Raw genomic sequence first — 1,158 nt, forward strand, 5'->3', positions numbered from 1 at the left:
CCCCGGGCGGCGTGGCCGCCACCGCGGAGGCCGTGCCGCTGCGCCGCCGCTTCGACGGTGCCGTGGCGGTGGAGGACGCGGCGATGGCCCTCGCCGCCAGCATCGCGGTGCTGGCGCAGGCCCGCCGCCAGGTACTGATCCACAGCCGCATGCTGGATCCCGGCCTGCTCGACGATCCCCGCGTGGTGGAACAGATGCGGCGCTTCGCGGTCGCCGCGCATGCCAAGCAGGTGCGCGTGCTGCTGCACGACGCGGCCGCGCCGCAGCGAGCCGGCGCCCCCTTGCTGGCCCTGGCGCAACGCCTGCCCAGCGTGTTCGAGTTCCGCGAAGTCAGCGATCCGGTGGACCGCAGCGACGCCACCGCCTACCTGGTCAACGAGGGCGGCGGCTACTACTTCCGTGGACTCGGTCACCGTTACGACGGCGAGACCGACCTGCTCGGTGGCGGCCGCGCACGCCAGTTGCGCGCCACCTTCGACCGGGTCTGGGAGCGTGCGCGCCCATGCAGCGAACTGCGCGCACTGGGCTGGTAAGGGGGCCGGACCGGCGCCGCCGCGCGCGCCACGGATGAACCGGGATCGGCCTTGACCACGCCGAATGCACACCCCGGCTGGTTCATGGGGGTATAATTTTTGCGCTTGATTACGCCCGCGCGGCCCTCGCGTCCGCCGGTTCCTGCCGCAAGCCACCCCAAACAAAGCGACCGCACCCCACCATCGTGGACAATCTACTCAAGCAGTTTGCGCAGTCATCGCAACTCGCCGGCGGCAATGCCGCCTATATCGAAGACCTGTACGAACAGTATCTGGTCTCTCCCGACAGCATCGATCCCAAGTGGAAAACCTACTTCGACGGCTTCCAGGGCCGCGATGCCGGTGACGTCCCCCACTCGGCGGTCATCGCCCACATCGCCAGCGCCGCGCGCCAGGCCGCCAACAGCGGTACCGGCCCGAGCGGCGACGAGCGCGAGCGCCATGTCGGCCGCCTGATCACCGCCTACCGTTCACGCGGCCACCTCGGCGCGCGGCTGGATCCGCTGGGCCTGACCCCGCCGGTGAACCCGCCGGACCTGGGCCTGCCGTTCCACAGCCTGTCGGAAAGCGATCTAGGCAGCGAGTTCAGCACCGGCGGCCTCGGCGGCCAGCCGCGGATGAAACT

At 70.6% G+C, this 1,158-nt stretch carries 2 protein-coding genes; both read left to right on the forward strand.

Going from position 1 to position 1,158, the window contains the following annotated elements:
• Nucleotides 1-83: 83 nt before the first annotated feature.
• Nucleotides 84-533, forward strand: coding sequence for a DUF7931 domain-containing protein (locus D183_RS0111815; protein ID WP_441365778.1), 450 nt, complete (start codon nucleotides 84-86; stop codon nucleotides 531-533).
• Nucleotides 534-718: 185 nt separating this feature from the next.
• Nucleotides 719-1,158, forward strand: a 440-nt coding sequence (locus D183_RS0111820; protein ID WP_026144401.1) for a 2-oxoglutarate dehydrogenase E1 subunit family protein, incomplete at its 3' end; no start/stop codon positions are given.

Source organism: Xanthomonas sp. SHU 199 (assembly GCF_000364665.1).
Taxonomy (GTDB): Bacteria; Pseudomonadota; Gammaproteobacteria; order Xanthomonadales; family Xanthomonadaceae; genus Xanthomonas_A; species Xanthomonas_A sontii.